We start from the raw sequence: 519 nt of genomic DNA on the forward strand, positions 1-519 counted from the left end.
TCCCTGAACTCGCTGACGGCCTGGGTTTTGCTACGGTCGCCATGGGTCTGTTCGGCTTTGCGGAAATCATCCGCAACCTGGATGCGGGCGGCGAGGAAGATCGCCAGCTCGTGCAGCAGAAGGTCACGGGCCTGATGCCGACCAAGAAGGATTTGAAGGACTCTGCGCCTGCAATTCTGCGCGGCACCGTGCTCGGCTCCATTCTCGGCATTCTGCCGGGCGGCGGCGCGGTCATCGCATCCTTCGCGGCCTATACGCTTGAGAAGAAGCTGTCGAAGGATCCGAAGCGTTTCGGTCGTGGAGCGATCGAAGGCGTTGCAGCGCCGGAAAGCGCCAACAACGCTGCAGCGCAAACCTCGTTCATCCCGCTGCTCACCCTCGGCATTCCGCCGAACGCCGTGATGGCGCTGATGGTCGGCGCGATGACCATCCACGGCATCGTGCCGGGTCCGCAGGTGATGCAGAAGCAGCCGGAACTCGTCTGGGGCATGATCGCCTCGATGTGGATCGGCAACCTGA

At 62.8% G+C, this 519-nt stretch carries 1 protein-coding gene; it reads left to right on the forward strand.

Annotated features, from left to right (window positions below; translation table 11 throughout):
* On the forward strand, positions 1-519 hold a 519-nt coding region (locus AC1DS5_RS25625; protein WP_477721054.1), incomplete at both ends, for a tripartite tricarboxylate transporter permease.

The organism is Polaromonas sp. P4_H1 (assembly GCF_056400945.1).